At 72.8% G+C, this 17,377-nt stretch carries 18 protein-coding genes; 10 read left to right on the top strand and 8 right to left on the bottom strand.

The genetic code is table 11. The annotated features are described in order from the left end of the window. Positions 1–423: 423 nt before the first annotated feature. Positions 424–1,821, top strand: coding sequence for a glycine betaine/L-proline transporter ProP (gene proP, locus ACIQ6R_RS10880; protein ID WP_404220261.1), 1,398 nt, complete (start codon positions 424–426; stop codon positions 1,819–1,821). 533 nt (positions 1,822–2,354) lie between these two features. Beyond that, complete coding sequence (locus ACIQ6R_RS10885; RefSeq protein WP_404220263.1) at positions 2,355–3,026, top strand: O-methyltransferase; 672 nt, start codon at positions 2,355–2,357, stop codon at positions 3,024–3,026. Positions 3,027–3,062: 36 nt separating this feature from the next. Here ACIQ6R_RS10885 and ACIQ6R_RS10890 read toward each other — a convergent pair whose 3' ends face one another. Further along, positions 3,063–3,455 carry a hypothetical protein gene (locus ACIQ6R_RS10890; RefSeq protein WP_404174866.1) on the bottom strand — a complete coding sequence of 131 codons (393 nt, stop codon included), beginning with the start codon at positions 3,453–3,455 and terminating at the stop codon, positions 3,063–3,065. 95 nt (positions 3,456–3,550) lie between these two features. On the opposite strand from ACIQ6R_RS10890, the gene ACIQ6R_RS10895 reads away from it, so the two are divergent. Further along, entirely contained in the window at positions 3,551–3,958 is a 408-nt protein-coding gene (locus ACIQ6R_RS10895; protein ID WP_404220265.1) for a DUF1992 domain-containing protein, read from the top strand. Positions 3,959–3,968: 10 nt separating this feature from the next. Here ACIQ6R_RS10895 and ACIQ6R_RS10900 read toward each other — a convergent pair whose 3' ends face one another. Together ACIQ6R_RS10900 and ACIQ6R_RS10905 are read right to left on the bottom strand one after the other, a co-directional pair. Next, on the bottom strand, positions 3,969–4,487 hold the full coding sequence (locus tag ACIQ6R_RS10900) for a hypothetical protein (protein ID WP_404220267.1): 519 nt from the start codon (positions 4,485–4,487) through the stop codon (positions 3,969–3,971). A gap of 5 nt (positions 4,488–4,492) precedes the next feature. Beyond that, complete coding sequence (locus ACIQ6R_RS10905) at positions 4,493–5,164, bottom strand: hypothetical protein (RefSeq protein ID WP_404220269.1); 672 nt, start codon at positions 5,162–5,164, stop codon at positions 4,493–4,495. A 165-nt stretch (positions 5,165–5,329) separates the two neighbouring features. Between ACIQ6R_RS10905 and ACIQ6R_RS10910 the strand changes: the two genes are divergently transcribed. Further along, entirely contained in the window at positions 5,330–5,830 is a 501-nt protein-coding gene (locus ACIQ6R_RS10910) for a GNAT family N-acetyltransferase (RefSeq protein WP_404174877.1), read from the top strand. 99 nt (positions 5,831–5,929) lie between these two features. Here the strand turns inward: ACIQ6R_RS10910 and ACIQ6R_RS10915 are convergent, their stop codons facing one another. Further along, on the bottom strand, positions 5,930–7,975 hold the full coding sequence (locus tag ACIQ6R_RS10915) for a DHA2 family efflux MFS transporter permease subunit (RefSeq protein WP_404220271.1): 2,046 nt from the start codon (positions 7,973–7,975) through the stop codon (positions 5,930–5,932). Between the two features lie 703 nt (positions 7,976–8,678). On the opposite strand from ACIQ6R_RS10915, the gene ACIQ6R_RS10920 reads away from it, so the two are divergent. Then, positions 8,679–9,551 carry a peptidoglycan-binding protein gene (locus ACIQ6R_RS10920; protein ID WP_404220273.1) on the top strand — a complete coding sequence of 291 codons (873 nt, stop codon included), beginning with the start codon at positions 8,679–8,681 and terminating at the stop codon, positions 9,549–9,551. Positions 9,552–9,775: 224 nt separating this feature from the next. On the opposite strand, the gene ACIQ6R_RS10925 is transcribed toward ACIQ6R_RS10920, so the two are convergent. Together ACIQ6R_RS10925 and ACIQ6R_RS10930 are read right to left on the bottom strand one after the other, a co-directional pair. Next, positions 9,776–10,441, bottom strand: coding sequence for an HAD family hydrolase (locus ACIQ6R_RS10925; RefSeq protein WP_404220275.1), 666 nt, complete (start codon positions 10,439–10,441; stop codon positions 9,776–9,778). 193 nt (positions 10,442–10,634) lie between these two features. Then, positions 10,635–11,216: a TMEM165/GDT1 family protein gene (locus ACIQ6R_RS10930; RefSeq protein WP_404174889.1), complete on the bottom strand. Its 582-nt coding sequence runs from the start codon at positions 11,214–11,216 to the stop codon at positions 10,635–10,637. A 492-nt stretch (positions 11,217–11,708) separates the two neighbouring features. Here ACIQ6R_RS10930 and ACIQ6R_RS10935 point away from each other — a divergent pair, with 492 nt between their 5' ends. From ACIQ6R_RS10935 to ACIQ6R_RS10950, 4 genes are all read left to right on the top strand, one after another. Continuing rightward, entirely contained in the window at positions 11,709–12,353 is a 645-nt protein-coding gene (locus ACIQ6R_RS10935; RefSeq protein WP_404220277.1) for an HNH endonuclease family protein, read from the top strand. Between the two features lie 88 nt (positions 12,354–12,441). Then, on the top strand, positions 12,442–14,076 hold the full coding sequence (locus ACIQ6R_RS10940) for an alkaline phosphatase D family protein (protein WP_404220279.1): 1,635 nt from the start codon (positions 12,442–12,444) through the stop codon (positions 14,074–14,076). Between the two features lie 227 nt (positions 14,077–14,303). Then, positions 14,304–14,759, top strand: a complete 456-nt coding sequence (locus tag ACIQ6R_RS10945; RefSeq protein WP_404220281.1) for a DoxX family protein — start codon at positions 14,304–14,306, stop codon at positions 14,757–14,759. Positions 14,760–15,073: 314 nt separating this feature from the next. Continuing rightward, positions 15,074–15,718 (top strand): DedA family protein, encoded by a 645-nt coding sequence (locus ACIQ6R_RS10950; RefSeq protein WP_404220283.1) that lies wholly within the window; start codon positions 15,074–15,076, stop codon positions 15,716–15,718. 291 nt (positions 15,719–16,009) lie between these two features. On the opposite strand, the gene ACIQ6R_RS10955 is transcribed toward ACIQ6R_RS10950, so the two are convergent. Both ACIQ6R_RS10955 and ACIQ6R_RS10960 read right to left on the bottom strand, forming a co-directional pair. Further along, positions 16,010–16,237 (bottom strand): DUF2277 domain-containing protein, encoded by a 228-nt coding sequence (locus ACIQ6R_RS10955; protein ID WP_404220286.1) that lies wholly within the window; start codon positions 16,235–16,237, stop codon positions 16,010–16,012. 4 nt (positions 16,238–16,241) lie between these two features. Beyond that, complete coding sequence (locus tag ACIQ6R_RS10960) at positions 16,242–16,775, bottom strand: GNAT family N-acetyltransferase (RefSeq protein WP_404220288.1); 534 nt, start codon at positions 16,773–16,775, stop codon at positions 16,242–16,244. Between the two features lie 116 nt (positions 16,776–16,891). On the opposite strand from ACIQ6R_RS10960, the gene ACIQ6R_RS10965 reads away from it, so the two are divergent. Then, positions 16,892–17,248: a hypothetical protein gene (locus ACIQ6R_RS10965; protein WP_404174911.1), complete on the top strand. Its 357-nt coding sequence runs from the start codon at positions 16,892–16,894 to the stop codon at positions 17,246–17,248. Positions 17,249–17,377 lie beyond the last annotated feature (129 nt).

Consider the following 17,377-nt stretch of genomic DNA (forward strand, 5'->3'; position numbering starts at 1 on the left):
GTGCGCGGTGTGTTGTCCTTGCGAACCCTATGAGGCTCGCACCACCCCCGGGGGGAGACGCGGGCAACCCCCGTTCAACCTGACCGCCGCCCGCTTTTCGCCCCGTCTTTTCCCGACCGTCCGGCCGTTTGTTCGGACGACGATAGTGCGGGAGCGGTGTCGACGCCTCTCGTGGGAGCGAGAAGGATCACAGGTCACGAGGGAGGAGCGCACTCCGCGTCCTGCGGATGTCCCTGCGTGCACGCCCTTTTGGTGCACTGTGCAACGAAAAGCATACCGGGCGTAAGTGGCACATCAGCGCCTATGGTCGCTTTTCAGCCCGTGGCCGGGTGCCGCGGGCTTCTTTCCGGCCCGGCGACAGCGCCGCCGTGCGGGTCGTGGAGTCCCGTCCCCGCCCCCGTCGAAAGGTAGGCGAGCGAAGCTTTGTCGGCTGCCCCCGTCGCCGCTCACCCGTCCCGCCCGGCTCCCGCGTCCCCGGCCCCCGCGTCCCCGTCGGGCGCCACCTCCGCACCCACCGTCACCGACCCCGCGCTCGTCAGGCGTGCCGTGAAGGCGGCGGCGCTCGGCAACGCGATGGAGTGGTTCGACTTCGGCGTCTACAGCTACATCGCCGTGACGCTGGGCAAGGTCTTCTTCCCGTCCGGCAACCCGACCGCCCAGCTGCTCTCCACGTTCGGCGCCTTCGCGGCGGCGTTCCTGGTCCGCCCGCTCGGCGGGATGGTCTTCGGGCCGCTCGGCGACCGGGTCGGGCGGCAGAAGGTCCTCGCGCTCACGATGATCATGATGGCGGCGGGTACGTTCGCCATCGGGCTCATCCCCTCGTACGCGACGATCGGCGTCTGGGCGCCGGTGCTGCTGCTGGTCGCACGGCTGGTGCAGGGGTTCTCCACCGGGGGTGAGTACGCGGGCGCGTCCACCTTCATCGCCGAGTACGCGCCGGACAAGCGGCGCGGGTTCCTGGGGAGCTGGCTGGAGTTCGGCACGCTGGCCGGGTACATCGGCGGTGCGGGTCTGGTGACCCTGATGACGGCACTGCTGTCCGACGGCGACCTGACGTCCTGGGGCTGGCGGATCCCGTTCCTGATCGCCGGGCCGATGGGCATCATCGGGCTGTATCTGCGGATGCGGCTGGAGGAGACGCCGGCGTTCGCGGCCGAGCTGGACAAGGCGGAGGCCACGCGGCCGAAGGTACCGCTGCGGGACATGATCACCGGCCAGTGGAGGGCGCTGCTGCTCTGCGTCGGTCTGGTGCTGGTCTTCAACGTCACCGACTACATGCTGCTGTCGTACATGCCGAGCTATCTGACGAGCGAGCTGAAGTACGACGAGACGCACGGCCTGCTCGTGGTGCTGGCCGTGATGGCCCTGATGATGATCGTCCAGCCGTTCGCCGGCGCGCTGACCGACCGGGTCGGACGGCGGCCGGTGATCGCGGCGGGCTGTGCGGGGTTCCTGCTCCTCTCCGTCCCGGCGCTGCTGCTGATCCGCGAGGGCAGCCTGCTGGCGGTGGGGCTGGGCATGGCCGCGCTCGGACTGCTGCTGGTCTGCTTCACGGCGTCGATGCCGTCCGCGCTGCCGGCGCTGTTCCCGACACGGGTGCGGTACGGCTCGCTGTCCATCGGCTTCAACGTGTCCGTGTCCCTGTTCGGCGGGACGACTCCGCTGGTGGTGACGGCGCTGATCGGGGCGACGGGCGACATGATGATGCCCGCGTACTACATGATGGCCGCGGCCGTGATCGGCGGCGTGGCGGTGTGGTTCATGTCGGAGTCGGCCGGCCGCCCGCTGCCGGGCTCGGCGCCGGCGGTCGACGGCCGCTAGTCAGCGGTGCCAGTCAGCGGGTGCTAGTCAGCGGGTGCCTGCGGCGGCCTGTGCGGGTTCGGGGGGTGCGCGTAGCGCGGTTTGTCGCGTGGTGGGTCGGGCCGCGCCGGGGGGTGTCCGTCCTCGGAACGGCGCGGAATCGGTCGGCCACAGTGGTGCGGGGCGTTGACGCGCCAACCGCTGCGGGCGGACACCCCCCGACACGTCCCTTCTCGCCGTACGCGGCTCTCCGCCCGCGGCGCCGCCGCCCCCAGCTGCGGGCAGTCGTGCCGCTGGGGCGGCACGGGTGGGCGCGGCGGCACCCCGCAGCGCCGGGCCGCGTCACCCACCCCCGGCCCGCACCCACGCCGGGCACCCCGGTAGCGCCGGGCCGTGTGCCCCCGCGCCCGCGCCGGGCGACCAGGGGACGCCGGCTCACCGACCGCACCCGACCGGAACACGCCCACGAAATCGCCCCGCCCCACCCCACCCCCCGGCTATCTTCGTTAGCACACCTACTTAGAAAAGCTAACGACGCACACGGGAGGCCCGCCATGAGCGAGTCGCAGCTCTGGGACGACGTCGACGCCTACTTCACCACCCACCTCGCCCCCGCCGACGACGCCCTGCAGGCCGCCCTGCGGGAGAGCGACGCCGCCCAGCTCCCGCGGATCAACGTCGCCGCCAACCAGGGCAAGCTGCTCCAGCTCCTCGCCCAGATCCAGGGCGCCCGCAGCATCCTGGAGATCGGCACCCTCGGCGGCTACAGCACCATCTGGCTGGCCCGCGCCCTGCCCGCGGACGGCCGCCTGGTGACGCTCGAGTACAGCGCCCGGCACGCCGAGGTCGCCACGCGCAACATCGCCCGCGCCGGCCTCGACGCTCTCGTCGACGTACGCGTGGGCCCCGCCCTGGAGTCGCTGCCGAAGCTCGCCGACGAGAACCCGCCGCCCTTCGACCTGGTCTTCATCGACGCCGACAAGGGCAACAACCCCCACTACCTGGAGTGGGCCCTGAGACTCACCAGCACCGGCAGCCTGATCGTCCTCGACAACGTGGTCCGCGGCGGCCGCGTGGCCGACGCCGACGACGCCGCCGACGACGTACGCGGCACCCGCGCCGCCATCGAGCTGATCGGCAGCCACCCGCGGCTCAGCGGTACGGCCGTCCAGACGGTCGGCAGCAAGGGGTACGACGGGTTCGCGCTGGCCCGGGTGCTGGCCTGAGGGCCGGCCAGCCGGCCCGAGGACGAGCGCGCGGCCTCACACCTCGTGGTAGAAGCCCACGTTGACGCTGCGCGGCTCCGCACGGTCCTGGACGACTATCTCGCCGCTGCCGCCCCTCGGCAGCGGCACGGTGCCGCCGTAGGCCAGGGGCCGCGCGTAGCCGTCGACGGTGAGGCGGACCTCGGAGGAGGGGTCCGGCTGCGAGCCCCGCAGCCAGGTCAGCCGCCACGTGCCGTCGGTACCGCACCGGAACTCCAGGTGGACCCGGGAGACGAACAGCCAGTCGTCCGGCGTCGACAGCCGGCACACGGACTTGTCCCGGCCGACCCGCAGCACCGCGTCGGGCTCGCTGGGCGCGTCGGCCATCTGCATGCCGGCCGTGGCACCCGCGTCCGCCGCGGTGACGGCGGCCATGGTGAGTTCGAGCACGTGCGCTCCTTCGCAGACCTCAAGACGTCCGTCGTTGGCTCGTCGCCGCCGAATGATAGATCGGCCGGTGGCGCGGTGTCCGGCACAATGGGGTCATGACCGAGCGAAAGCCACCTGGCGTCGACTTCGAGTCCTGGGTCGACAGACAGATCCGTGATGCGGACGCGCGCGGCGCGTTCGCGGAACTGCCCGGAGCGGGCAATCCCCTGCCGAGCGAGGTGGACGGCACCTACGACGAACTGTGGTGGGTCAAGCGGAAGATGGCCCGCGAGGGCTTCTCCGTGCTGCCGCCCACCCTGGCCCTGCGCAGGGAGGCGGAGGACGCCTTGGAGGCGGCGGCGAAGGCCCCGTCGGAGCGAGTGGTCCGCCGCATCGTCGAGGAGATCAACGTCAAGATCCGCGACGTCATGTTCAGGCCGCCGCCCGGCCCCCCGCTGGGTCTGAAGCCCTACGACGTCGAAGCGGTCGTACGGCAGTGGCGGGAGCGCCGGGCGGAGCGGTGACGCCTGTCGTTCACAGGCGCATCAGGCGGTCCGCCAGCTCGCGGTAGTCCCGCAGGGCCAGGCGGAGTTGTTCGGTGTCGGTGCTCGTCGCGCGGTCGTCCCCGCCGGTGTCCTGCCAGGACGTGCGCAGCGTGCGGCGGCGGTGCGTCACGGCGTCCGTGAAGCGGGCGGTGATCTCCTCCAGGACGCGGTCGGCCTCCTCGACGGAGGCACGGGGCGCGTCGACGAAGTCGGCCACCGCGTGCTGCAGCCGCTGTCCGAGCTTGTCGCACTCCTCGTGCGGGAGGAGCGTGCCCCCGTGGGCGGCCGAGGTGGTGGTGCTCTCCGTTCGCGGATCGGGGGTGAGGTCGGCACGTGTGCCGGAGGCCGAGTCGGCGCGTGGGCCGGGGGCCGAGTCGGCGCGTGGGCCGGGGGCCGGCTGGGCGTCGGCGGCCCGGTCGGTGCCGGGGGCCGTCCCACCACGGACGTCGGGTGTCTGCCTGTCCCGCTCGACGGGGATGCCGCCGGGGTTACGGGTCACATCGGACATGTGCCTCAACTCTCCTTCGGCTGGCGCTTGCTGAGCGACCAGGAGTGGTGCGGGCGGGTGTGGGCGGGCGCGGATCCGTCGCCGCCCGTTGCGGCCCGGTGGCGGCCGGCGTCGTGGCGGTCCGGGCCCACCAGGTCATCGAACAGCGCGCGGGCCTCGACCATGGACTCGCGCATCTCCTCCGTACCCGCGCCGCTGTCCTGCGCGCCGTCCACACGCGCGTGCGTCACGCGGTGCACGCGCCGGTAGCCGTCGACGTGGTGGGCGTGGTGCACGGACAGCGCCGCGAGCTGCTCCTCGTACTGCCCGCCGTCCGGGAAGCCCCGGGCACCGGCCAGCTCCGCGAGCAGCCGGTCCGCCTCGCCGACCGCCTCGCGCGGAGAGTCGACGAAGCGCTCCTGGGCCGCGGTCCAGCGCGCCTCGAAGCGCTCGCGCTCGGCCGGGTCCAGCGGCCTCTGGTGCAGTGACCCGTGCCGTTCCACGCGCTCGGCGAGTTCGCGCTCGGCTGCCTTGGTGTCGCCGTCGTGCCGGGCCACGGCCCGGTCGTATTCGGGCCCGAAGCGCCGCTTCAGGCTTCCGCCGTGCTGGGGGCCCCGCGCGCGCAGGGCCAGTACGGCCGCGACAACGAGCACGGCCGCCACGATCACGATCAAAGCGATGATCACGCCTGTGGACATGAGTGCCTTCCGGGTTCTCGGCCCTACCGGCTCTCGGAACGGGCCGGTTCGCTGTTCGGGTTGCCCCGGACTCCGCCCTCAAACGGCGCACAGCGCGCACCGACGGCGCATCGGTGCGAAAATACGCTTGCACACGGGGCGGGTGCCGTCCCGACAATGCCGGTCATGACCTGGACCGTTGCCCCGGAACCGTACGACTCCCCCGTCGCCGCCGCCCTCTGGCGCGCGTACTACACGGAGGTGAGCGACCGCTACTACCTGCTGCACGAGGGGCGGACCACCGACCCCGGCGAACTGGAGCGGGAGATCGCCGCGCACTCCGGCGCCGACCTCGTGCCGCCCCGGGGACGGTTGCTGGTCGCGCGGTACGGAGGCGAACCGGCCGGCACCTCGGGCGTACGGCTGCGGGACGACGCCACCGCCGAGCTGACCCGGGTGTTCCTGTACGAGCGGATGCGCGGCCGGGGCGGTGCCGCACTGCTCGTACGGGCCGCCGAGGACGCCGCACGGGCTCTCGGGGCCGAGCGCATGGTCCTCGACACGCGCGGCGATCTCGTCGAGGCCCGCGCCCTGTACGCCCGGCTCGGCTACTCGGAGACCGAGGCGTACAAGGAGGACCCCTACGCCGAGCACTGGTTCGTGAAACAGCTTCCGTGCCCTGTCTGAGTCACTGGGGCGAGCGGGGCGGGCAGTACGGACGGGGCGGGCAGTACGGACGGGGCGAGCGGTACCGGCGGGGCGGGGGGACGGGCGGTACCGGCGGGGTCAGCCCGCCCGTGCCGGCGTGCGCGGGTCGTGCGGGTGTTCCCGCTCCGAGCCGCACAGCTCGCCGGTGAGTTCCTTCACGAGCCGCACCAGGTCGGTCGGGCGGTCCGGGCCCCACCAGTCGCCGAGCAGCTCGGCCAGGGATTCCTCGCGGGCCTGCGCGAGCCGTTCCGCCGCCTCGCGGCCCCGGGCGGTGAGGACCAGGTCGAGTCCCTCGCGGACGGCGAGGTGCCGTTCCTCCACCTGGCGGGCGGCGGCCATGACGGTGGTCAGCGGGACGGGGCTGCGCTCGGCGAGGAGCGCCGGTTCGACCCGGCCGTACCTCCTGACCCGCAGCAGCATCCAGCTCGACGCAGGCAGCAGGTCGTAGCCCGCTCGCGCGGTGATCCGCCGGTAGACCTCCCGGCGGCCCTCGCGGGTGCCGAGCACCGACAGCGCACGGCACACCTCGTCGTGCGAGGACCGCTCCACCGGGTTGCTGGCCAGGGTCTGCGTGGCGTCCGGTGCCGTGACCGAGCCGCGCAGCCGGTCCTCCTTCAGGAACCAGGCCAGCACGAAGCCGAGGAGGGCGACGGGGGCGGCGTACAGGAAGACGTCGGTGATGGCGGAGGCGTAGGCGCTCAGTGCCTCGGGGCGCAGGGCGGGCGGCAGGGCGCCGATGCCGCGCGGGTCGGCCTTCAGGGTGTCCACCGAGACGCCGGGCGGGAGTTGGGCGCCCCGGAAGGCGTCCGTGAGCTTGTCGCCGAGGCGGCCCGCGAAGATCGTGCCGAAGACGGCGACACCGAAGGACGCGCCGATGGAGCGGAAGAAGGTCGCGCCCGAGGTGGCGACGCCCAGGTCCTCGTACGCCACGGCGTTCTGCACGATGAGGACGAGGACCTGCATCACCAGGCCGAGGCCCAGGCCGAAGACGAAGAAGTAGGCGCTCATCTCGGCGGTCGCGCTGTTCTCGTCGAGTTGGTGCAGCAGGAGCAGGCCGAGGGTGGTGACGGCGGTGCCCGCGACGGGGAACACCTTCCAGCGGCCGGTGCGGCTGACGATCTGACCGGAGACCGTCGAAGAGAGCAGCAGGCCGAACACCATCGGCAGCATGTGCACACCGGACATGGTCGGGCTGACACCCCGCACGACCTGGAGGAACGTCGGCAGGTAGGTCATCGCGCCGAACATCGCGAAGCCGACGACGAAGCTGATGACCGCGGACAGTGTGAAGGTGCGGACGCGGAAGAGCTTGAGCGGGAGGACGGGCTCGGCGGCCCTGCGCTCCACGGCCACGAAGAGGGCGGCCAGGACGACGCCCAGCACCGCCAGGCCGATGATCTGCGGCGAACCCCAGGCCCAGGTCGTGCCGCCGAGCGAGGCCACCAGCACCAGGCAGGTGGCGACGGACGCGATGAGGAGGGTACCGAGGTAGTCGATGACGTGCCGGGTGGTCCGGCGCGGGATGTGCAGCACCGCCGCGATCACGGCGAGCGCGACGACGCCGACGGGCAGGTTGATGTAGAAGACCCAGCGCCAGCTCAGATGTTCGGTGAAGACCCCGCCGAGCAGCGGTCCCAGCACGCTCGTCGCGCCGAAGACCGCGCCGAACAGGCCCTGGTAGCGGCCGCGTTCACGGGGTGGGACCAGGTCGCCGACGATCGCCATCGACAGCACCATCAGACCGCCGCCGCCCAGCCCCTGGAGGGCGCGGAAGGCGATCAGCTCGGACATGCTCTGCGCCACGCCGCACAGCGCGGAGCCGACCAGGAAGATCACGATCGCCGTCTGGAACAGCTTCTTGCGCCCGTACTGATCGCCGAGCTTGCCCCACAGCGGGGTGGCGGCGGTCGCGGCCAGCAGGTACGCGGTGACCACCCAGGACAGGTGCTCCAGGCCGCCCAGGTCGCTGACGATGGTGGGCAGCGCCGTCGACACGATGGTCTGGTCGAGGGCGGCGAGCAGCATGCCGAGGAGCAGGGCTCCGATCGAGACGAGAACACCGCTGGAGACCTGCTCCTGCCCCTGGTCGGTCGGATCCGACGCTTCGCGCACATCTCCCGCCATGAAGACCTCCCACGGGTGTCTCACCGGTCTCTCACGAGTGCACTCGCACACCTTCCATCCAGGTCGGTGTGACCCGTTATGGCCGGTTCAGTCCTGTCGGAAGCCGGTATTCCGGGGGCGTGCGCGTGGGAGTGTGGAGAAGATCTGCATAATCTCTGGAGTTCGCGAGGGGAGTCGCGAGGGGAGGGACGAACACGTGGAACAGCAGAAAGAGCCGCCGCCACAGGAGCCGCAGGGGCGGCAGGGGCAGCCCCGGGGGCACTCGTGCCCGGAGTGCGGAACGCCCAGGGCGGCGGACCGCACGCCCTCCTGCTCCTGCGGGTCGCGGGCGGCCGACGCCCTGCGCGACGCGCGTACGGCACAGGCGGCAGCGGCGGAGGACTTCGACCCGCTGCGCATACGGCCGTACGTCGAACTGGACGGGGCCGGGGAGCCGGGCACGCGGGGGACGCCCGGCCCGCCGGGGACACCGGGGACGCCGGGGACGGTGGGGACGCCAGGAACGCCGGGGACGGTGGGGACGCCAGGAACGCCGGGGACGGTGGGGACGCCAGGAACGCCGGGGACGGTGGCGCCTTCGGGGGCCTCCTCGTCCGGGACACCCGTGCCCGGAGCATCCACGCCCGGAGCACCCGCGCCCGGGACACCTACGTCCAGAGCACCCTCCTCCGGACCGGCGTCCGCGGCGGCCCCGTCCGCGTCCGTGCCGCCCTCTCCGCCCGACCCGGACGCCACCATGACGCTGCGCGCCGTCGGTGCCGAGCCGCCCGGCGCGACCGCGGAGACGACCTCCGCGCTGCCCACGCCCCTGGCGCCCCCCGGCGACGCGCCCAGCGCCCACGACCTGCGCCTGTTCGAGACCTCGGCGGACTCGTCCGCCGCCCCCTCCGGGCCCGTGGAGCCCGCGGGGCCCGGTGCGGGTGCGGGCGGTACCGGCGGACGTCCGCCGCGCAAACGGCGGCGGAGCGTCCTGCTCAGTGCGGCGGGGGCGGTCGTGGTCGTGGTGGGCGCTGCCGGGTACGCGAGCGGCCTGTTCTCCTACGAGACGCCCTCGCGGGACGGGGCGCTGCCGGACGAGGTCCGGGCGAGTGTGCCGGACCCGTCGACCAGCGAGGCTTCCGCGACCCCCGAGTCGAGCGCGCCGTCGGCCCCCCGGACCTCCGCGTCGACGTCCCCGTCCGCCTCCGCGTCCCCCAGCGCCAGTCCGTCGTCCTCGCCGTCCCCGTCGGCGTCGGCGTCGAGCGCCTCTCCCACGCCGTCCCGGTCGGCCGAACCGACGCAGAGCACGACGACCAGGCCTGCCGACGAGCCCACGCAGGAGTCCGAGGACGACGACCGCGTCCCCGACGGAGGCGTGCCCCTGCACCGCGGCGACCGGGGACCCGAGGTCGTCGAGCTCCAGCAGCGCCTGACCCAGCTGTACCTCTACACCGGCGACATCAACGGCAACTACAACCGTCAGGTCGAGGACTCGGTCCGCACCTACCAGTGGGCCCGCGGCCTCCGCGACGACGAACTCGGCGTCTACGGCCAGGACACCCGGCGCCGGCTGGAGTCGGAGACGCGGGAGCCGTAGGCGCCGCTCACGCGCGCGTCCGCCGGGGCGCTACGGGCACTACGGTCCTCGCCGGGTCTTACGGCCCTCGCCAGGCGCTACGGCCCTCGCCAGGCGCTACGGCCCCCGCCGGGCTCTACGGCCCCGGCCGGGGCTACGGCCCCCGCCGGGGCTTACGGCCCCCGCCAGGGCGGCACGGTGCGGCAGCGCGATACCGCGTCCCTCCCGGCCCGCGACACCGGCCGTCAGCCGATGTGCAGCCGCAGCGTCCCGTCCGCGCCGGCCTCCACCCGTACCCGCGTCAGGTCCTCCACGACGACGTCGGGCCCGTGGGCAGCGGCCCGCGGACCCACGCCCACGACCCGCATCCCCGCGGCGCGCGCGGCCGTGATGCCGGCGCCGGAGTCCTCGAAGGCGATGCAGTCGCCGGGGGCGATGCCCAGCTCGGCGGCGCCCTTGAGGAAACCCTCGGGGTCGGGCTTGCTGGCGCCGACCGACTCGGCGGTGACCCGCACGTCCGGCTGGGCGAGCCCGGCGGCGGCCATCCGCGCGGTGGACAGCGGCACGTCGGCCGAGGTCACCAGGGCGTGCGGCAGCCCGCGCAGCGAGGCGAGGAACTCCGGCGCCCCGGGGATCGCGACGACACCCTCGGTGTCGGCGGTCTCCTCGGCGAGCATGCGGGCGTTGTCGGCGTGGTTCTGCTCTATGGGCCGGTCCGGCAGCAGCAGCGCCATCGAGGCGTAGCCCTGCCGTCCGTGGACGACCTTCATGACCTCGTCGCCGTCCAGGCCGTGCCGGTCGGCCCAGCCCCGCCAGACGCGCTCGACGGCGGCGTCCGAGTTGACGAGGGTGCCGTCCATGTCCAGCAGCAGGGCACGGGCGGTGAGAACGGTGGTGGCGGTGGCCGTCATCGGCAGACTCCAAGGCGCGGGGAGGAAACAAGGTGACCCCGCCCGCCGGTCAGGGAGAACGGGCGGGAGCCACTTTGTTCATCCACGGTACAAAACAGAACGGGGATCGCGCCACCGCCCAGCCCGACGTTCACGAACCGTTCAGTTCTCACGTCACCGGCTCGCACGGCACCGGGACCCGCCCGACCGACGCTCAGCCGGCGATCGCCTCCCACAGGCTCCACACCCCGAGGCCCAGCATGAGCAACGCCGCGACCTTCGTGATCAGCGCCAGCGGCACCCGCTTCATCAGCGCCTTTCCGCCGACGATGCCGAGCCCGGCCACCGCCCACAGCGCGAGCACCGCGCCGAGGCCGACGGAGAGCGGGTCGTCGTAGCGGGCCGCGAGGTTCGCCGTCATGATCTGCGTGAGGTCGCCGAACTCGGCGACCAGGATGAGCATGAAGCCCGCCCCGGAGACCTTCCAGAAGGACTGGTCCTCCGGCTTGCGGATCTCCTCGTCCTCGTCGCCCTTCTTCATCAGCAGCACAGCCGCGCCGCCCAGGAACAGCACACCGGTGATCGCGTGCACGATCTGCTGCGGCAGCAGGGTCAGCACGCTGCCGGCCGCGACCGCGAGCACGACGTGCAGCAAGAAGGCGGCGGCCACGCCGGCGAAGACGTACGAGGCCCGGTAGCGGGTGCCGAGGACCAGGCCGGCGAGCGCGGTCTTGTCGGGCAGTTCGGCGAGAAAGACGACGCCGAAGACGACTGCCGTCACGGTCAGGCTGATCAAGGGTTCCTCTATCGGTCGGGGCCGCCCCACCGAGAGTGTTGGTCCTGCGCTGCGGACACCTCGGCACGGCAGCACACGGTCGCCCCCGCCGTACGGCACGGGCGTGCACTGCTTGCCGAAGGTCTCGCTGGCCGGCCCCGCGTGCGAGGCCTGCCTCCGGGCGCCGGCTCAGACGAGCTGAGCAGTATGTCGACGGTCCGGCGAAGAGCTACTCCCCTTCTGCGCCGTCCATAGTACGCGAGCCCCGGGCGGTCCCGAGAGGCGAAGGTCCCGGAGACCCGGGGGCGAGAACCCGGGCCGCCCGAGGGGCGAGAATCCGGGCCGCCCGAGGGACGAGAGCCAGGGCGGCCCGAGGGACGAAATCCGTCGCACTTGTAGACGTGCCATGCACACGTCACTAACTTCTTACCGACCGCACACCTGTACGCCATGCGGCGTCGCGAGCATTCCCCTGCCCGCGTCCCAACACCCCCACAACCCAAGGGAGTTCGCATGCCGAAGTTCTACGCGCGTCGACGGCTCGCCACCCTCGCCGCGTTCACCGGACTCATAGCCTCCGCCGGGCTCCTCAACGGCCCGGCCGCCTCCGCCGCCCTCCCCACCCCGGTCAGCGCCGCCACCGCCCGCTCCTACCTCGCCTCTCTCACCGTGAAGACCGAGAGCCGCACCGGCTACGACCGCGAGCTCTTCCCGCACTGGATCACGCAGTCCGGCTCCTGCAACACCCGCGAGACCGTCCTCAAGCGCGACGGCTCGGGCGTCGTCACCGACTCCTCCTGCGCCGCCACGAAGGGCAGCTGGTACTCCCCCTACGACGGCGCCACCTGGTCCGCCGCCTCCGACGTCGACATCGACCACCTCGTGCCGCTCGCCGAGGCCTGGGACTCGGGCGCCGGCTCCTGGAGCACCTCCCGGCGCCAGTCCTTCGCCAACGACCTGACCCGTCCCCAGCTCCTCGCGGTCACCGACAACGTCAACCAGTCCAAGGGCGACCAGGACCCGGCCACCTGGATGCCCTCGCGCAGCGCCTACCGCTGCACATACGTCCGCGCCTGGGTACAGGTGAAGTACTACTACGACCTCTCGGTCGACTCAGCCGAGAAGTCGGCGCTGCAGAACAACCTTGCGAACTGCTGACGCCCCGTCCATCGCGCGTTCGGCGCGGAGCCTCTCCGTCGGCCTCCGTCGTTCCGTACCGTACGGGGCGACGGAGGAGGGGATCACCATGGCCGGACTGCGCCTGGGACCATTGCTGAGATACACCGACGGCTCGTCGGCGACCATCTGGGTCGAGACGAACCGGCCCTGCACCACCGAGGTGCGCTGCGCCGACGGCGCCCGCGGCACGACCCGCACCTTCCAGATCGCGGGCCACCACTACGCCCTGGTCCCGGTGAACGGCCTGACACCCGGCACGGCGACGGAGTACGAGGTGCTCCTCGACGGCGCCCGCGTATGGCCGCCGGCCGACTCGCCCTTTCCTCCCTCGGTGATCGCCACGCCCCCGGCGGACGAGGGCATGCGGATCGCCTTCGGGTCCTGCCGCTGGGCAGCGCCGCCGGCCGGCGAGAAGGACCCGGTGGGCCAGGACGCGCTGGACAGCCTGGCCACCCGCATCGCGGCCGACCCGGAGGGCACGCGACCCGACGTGCTGCTCCTGCTCGGCGACCAGGTGTACGCCGACGAGATCTCCGACGCCACACGCCGCTGGATCGCCGGCCGCCGCGACCTGGCCGAGCCGCCGGGCGAACAGATCGCGGACTACGAGGAGTACACCCGCCTCTACGACGAGTCGTGGAGCGACCCCCAGGTGCGCTGGCTGCTGTCCACGGTGCCCAGTTGCATGATCTTCGACGACCACGACGTCATCGACGACTGGAACACCTCCGCCGCCTGGCTCGCCGACATGCGGGCCACGGACTGGTGGCGTGAGCGGCTGCTGAGCGGGCTGATGTCCTACTGGGTGTACCAGCAGCTGGGCAACCTCTCCCCGGACGAGCTGGCCGCCGACCCCCTCTACGCGGCCGTCCGCGAGGCCCCCGACGGCACCGACGCGCTCCGTACGTTCGCCGCGCGGGCCGACGCCGACCCGACCGCCGTCCGCTGGAGCTACCGGCGCGACTTCGGCCGCGTACGGCTGGTGATGGTCGACTCCCGCGCGGCCCGCGTCCTCAAGGAGGACAGCCGCACGATGCTCGACCCGGGCGAGGCCGCCTGGCTGCGCGAGCAGATCCTGGAGGATCGAGACTCCTACGACCATCTGCTGATCGGCACCTCCCTGCCCTGGCTGCTGCCCCATCTCGTGCACGACGTGGAGGCCTGGAGCGCCGCGATGTGCGTCGGCGAACGGGGCACGCGCTGGGCCCGGCTCGGGGAGCGGATCAGGCGCGGGGCCGACCTGGAGCACTGGTCGGCCTTCCCGACCTCCTTCGACTCGCTCGCGGACCTGATCGCCGAGGCCGGTACGGGGCCCGGGGCGCCCGCGACCGTGAGCGTGCTGTCGGGCGACGTCCACCACGCCTACGTGGCCGAGCCGTCCTGGCCGGGCCGCACGCCCGACGCCACGGTGGCCCAGCTGACCTGCTCCCCCGTCCACAACTCCGTGCCGCTCTCCATCCGTCTCGGCTTCCGCTTCGGCTGGAGCGCCCTGGCGCGTGCCCTCGGGCGGCGCGTCGCCCGGCACGGACGCTGTGCGCCGCCGGCGGTCGGCTGGCGCAAGACCGGCGGACCCTGGTTCGGCAATCAGCTCATGACGCTGACCCTGCGGGGAAGATCGGCCCGGCTGCGCCTGGAGCAGGCGCGAGCGGAGCGGGACGGGACGACCGCCCTGCGGGTGGTCACGGACCGGGAACTGGCGTAGGCCCGGGGCGGAGCCGGGTATGAGACAAGTCACACCGGCGGCTCCGCCACTTGCGGGAGCGCTCCCACCTGCGGCGGCCGCCGCGACGGGAGGGCGATCACACGCGAAAACATGGCCAGATGTTGAACTTGCAAGTACTCATTAGGCTCACCTAACGTGGGCGGCCCACTCGGTTTCGTCCCCCACCGGCCTCGACGGGCCGGCCCGACCGAAGGAGCTCCCCCCACATGTCCGGACGCCTCAACAGCGCCCAGCCCTACGCCCTCGGCCTGTTCCGCATAGTCGTCGGCCTCCTTTTCGCCTGCCACGGCGCCGCCTCCCTCTTCGGCGTCCTCGGCGGCGCGTCGGGAAGCGGCGGCACGATCGAGACCGGCACCTGGCCGAGCTGGTACGCGGCCGTGATCCAGTTGGTCGGCGGCGGCCTCGTCATGCTCGGCCTCGGCACCCGCGCCGCCGCGGTCGTCTCCTCGGGCTCCATGGCCTACGCGTACTTCAAGGTGCACCAGCCGGGCGCCCTGTGGCCGATGGAGAACGGCGGCGAGGCCGCCGCCATGTTCTGCTGGGCCTTCCTGCTGCTGGCCTTCACCGGCTCCGGCGCCTTCGGCCTGGACCAGCTGTTCGCCCGGCGCACGTCCGAGCAGGAGAAGGCAGCCGCGGAGAGCCAGACACCGGTCGCGGCCTGAGCCGAACAGGAGCGGCGCCTTCCTGAACCGGGGGCGCCGCATTCGCTCTCCCCGCCGACACTCACCCCCGCTCGTGGCGCGTGTGCATCCCGTTGCGCGTGCGCGTCCCGTGGCGCGTGCACCCTGGGCGCGCGTGTGCACCCCGCGCGCGTGAACGCACATTCGGGGGTGAACGCTCCGTGGCGAACACACGAGCCCCCTGTGAAACGTCTGTCACACCCCGGGCGTACGCTGTATGGCTGTCATCGGCCGCTCCTGCCGTCCCCGCGTCTCGCGGCATGGCCCGGCCCACGGGGGAGTAACGGGGAGTTGTCGTGGTCGAGAGTCTCGGCAGTATCGGTTCGCTGGTCAGCAGCCCATGGATCTACGCGCTGGTGGCCGTCTCGGTGCTCCTCGACATCTTCCTGCCGGTGCTGCCGAGCGGTGTCCTTGTGATCACGGCGGCCACGGCGGCGGCCGCGGGCACGGGCGCGGGCGCGGCGGCTGCCGGGCGGGTTCCGCAGGACGTCCCCGACATCCTGGTCCTGACGCTGTGCGCGGCGACCGCCTCGGTCCTCGGTGACCTCGCGGTCTACCGCCTCGCGTGGCGCGGCGGGCCACGCCTGGACCGCGCGATCGCCCGTTCCCGTCGGCTGACCACGGCGCAGGAACGTCTCGGCGGAGCCCTCGCCAGAGGCGGCGGCTCCCTCGTCGTGCTGGCCCGTTTCGCCCCCGCCGGCCGCTCGGTCGTCTCCCTCGTCGCCGGCACCGCCCACCGCCGGATCCGCGAGTTCCTGCCCTGGTCCGCCCTCGCCGGACTGGCCTGGGCCGCCTACAGCGTCGCCCTCGGCTACTTCGGCGGCCAGTGGCTGGGCGCGACGTGGCTGGCGGCAGGGGTGTCGCTGGTGGCGCTGTTCGGCGCAGGGGCGGGGGCCGCGTACCTGATGCGCCGCCAGCCCCGACCGACGGAGGCCGCGTAGAAACGCCGGGCCCGCCGCACGGCGCGCAGGTAGGCCTCGCGGCAACGGCACCCGGGCCCACCGAGCGGAAGCCGTCGGCACGCGGAGCCCCACAGAGCCCCACGGAGCCTCGTACCGGGCAACGGCCTCCGCGCGCACAGGCCCACCGAGCCCCGAACCCGAGCTATGCCACCCGGCACGCGGCACACACGGGCCCCACGGAGCCGCAGACCGCGCGAAGACCCTTGGCACCCCGCGGGTGTCACGCTGTCGGCGTCATGAGGCCCGCCACCGGATGTGACGCTGCCGGTGTCACGAGGCCCGCCGCGCGCCTCCCCGTATCTCCAGGCCGGCCAGCAGATCAGCCGTGGTCCCGGCGATGGCCTCCACGGCCTGTTCGAAGACCTCCCGGTTGTGCGCGGCGGGCGCGCGGAACCCGGAGATCTTGCGCACGTACTGCAGGGCGGCGGCCCTGATCTCGTCCTCGGTGGCCTCCTCGGCCAGCACGGGCGGACGCAGTGTCTTGATGCTGCGGCACATGACGTCAGTCTCCCCTCTCCAGGTCCACACGCCAGTCGTTCGATCTGATCCAGTGGCCCTTCGGATACTCGAAGTCGGCCTGTCCGAGCAGGGCGAACCCGGCCCCGCGGCAGACCGCGTTGGAGGCGGCGTGGTCAACGCTCGGGAACGCGTGCAGATAGCGGTGCGTCCCGTCGGTACGGGCCGCCTCCCGCACCGCACGGGCCGCCCGCACGGCGAGCCCCCGCCCCTGGAACTCCGGCAGCACCGCCCATCCGGTCTCCCAGACCTCCGCGCCCTGCCAGGTCCGCTGCCAGTACCCGATGGAGCCGACGGTCTCACCGCCGTCCGCCAGGGTCACCCGGTACATCCGCCCCGGCCCCAGCTCCGCGTACCGCCGGTGCCGGGCCGCGAGCTGCTCCTCGGTCTCCGGACCGCCCAGGTGCGCGGTCATCTCGGGGCTGTTGGTCCTGCGCAGCAGCCACAGGTCCGCCTCCGCCCAGGGGACCAGACAGACCCGCTCCCCGCCTTGTCCCGCCCGCTCCTGCACGCCGTCCATGCTCTTCACGGTAGGGCAGGGGTCTGACAGTCGGCCCGGGCGGCGACGGCCACCCTTTCGCGTGAACCACTGAGGGGAACGCGCGCCTCAAAATCGAACAGGCGTATCATTGGCGTGTGGCTACGACCTATGATTTCCCCAGTGATCTCCTCGCCGGTCAGGAGGAACTGCATCAGGTCCGGGCCGAGCTGTCGGCCCTGCTGAAGAGACTTCCCTGGTCCGTCGAACCGCTCGACGGATTCAGCGACGAGAACGGCTGGCGCAAGGTCGAACGCCCGGCCTCCCCCGGCTGGTCGGCGGACGAGCAGGCCGAGGTGGAGAAGCTCAGGCGGCGCGAGCGCGAACTCGCCGTGTTCGTCAGCACCCATCGCTACTGGTCGGAGATCACCGGCCCCGACCAGGTGAGCGCCCGCTCGGAGCTGAAACGCGCCCACGAGGCCCCGGCCGGGGAGACGCCGTCCGAGGACGCCTGACGGCTCGCTCAGCTCCGCGATCTCGGCGTTCCGCGGCTCGTCCGCGGGGAGACCAGCAGCGGGGAGGCCGACAGCGAGGACACGCGAGAGGCCCCCGGAAGATCTCCGGGGGCCTCTCGCCCGACGACA

It is taken from the genome of Streptomyces sp. NPDC096048 (genome assembly GCF_044763415.1).
Lineage (GTDB): Bacteria > Actinomycetota > Actinomycetes > Streptomycetales > Streptomycetaceae > Streptomyces.

Bases quoted from the DNA above. Each gene is read 5' to 3' on its own strand.
- ACIQ6R_RS10885 (WP_404220263.1), top strand. From the start codon at position 2,355: ATGAGCGAGTCGCAGCTCTGGGACGACGTCGACGCCTACTTCACCACC.
- ACIQ6R_RS10895 (WP_404220265.1), top strand. From the start codon at position 3,551: ATGACCGAGCGAAAGCCACCTGGCGTCGACTTCGAGTCCTGGGTCGAC.
- ACIQ6R_RS10900 (WP_404220267.1), bottom strand. From the start codon at position 4,487: ATGTCCGATGTGACCCGTAACCCCGGCGGCATCCCCGTCGAGCGGGAC.
- ACIQ6R_RS10905 (WP_404220269.1), bottom strand. From the start codon at position 5,164: ATGTCCACAGGCGTGATCATCGCTTTGATCGTGATCGTGGCGGCCGTG.
- ACIQ6R_RS10910 (WP_404174877.1), top strand. From the start codon at position 5,330: ATGACCTGGACCGTTGCCCCGGAACCGTACGACTCCCCCGTCGCCGCC.
- ACIQ6R_RS10915 (WP_404220271.1), bottom strand. From the start codon at position 7,975: ATGGCGGGAGATGTGCGCGAAGCGTCGGATCCGACCGACCAGGGGCAG.
- ACIQ6R_RS10925 (WP_404220275.1), bottom strand. From the start codon at position 10,441: ATGACGGCCACCGCCACCACCGTTCTCACCGCCCGTGCCCTGCTGCTG.
- ACIQ6R_RS10935 (WP_404220277.1), top strand. From the start codon at position 11,709: ATGCCGAAGTTCTACGCGCGTCGACGGCTCGCCACCCTCGCCGCGTTC.
- ACIQ6R_RS10940 (WP_404220279.1), top strand. From the start codon at position 12,442: ATGGCCGGACTGCGCCTGGGACCATTGCTGAGATACACCGACGGCTCG.
- ACIQ6R_RS10945 (WP_404220281.1), top strand. From the start codon at position 14,304: ATGTCCGGACGCCTCAACAGCGCCCAGCCCTACGCCCTCGGCCTGTTC.
- ACIQ6R_RS10955 (WP_404220286.1), bottom strand. From the start codon at position 16,237: ATGTGCCGCAGCATCAAGACACTGCGTCCGCCCGTGCTGGCCGAGGAG.
- ACIQ6R_RS10960 (WP_404220288.1), bottom strand. From the start codon at position 16,775: ATGGACGGCGTGCAGGAGCGGGCGGGACAAGGCGGGGAGCGGGTCTGT.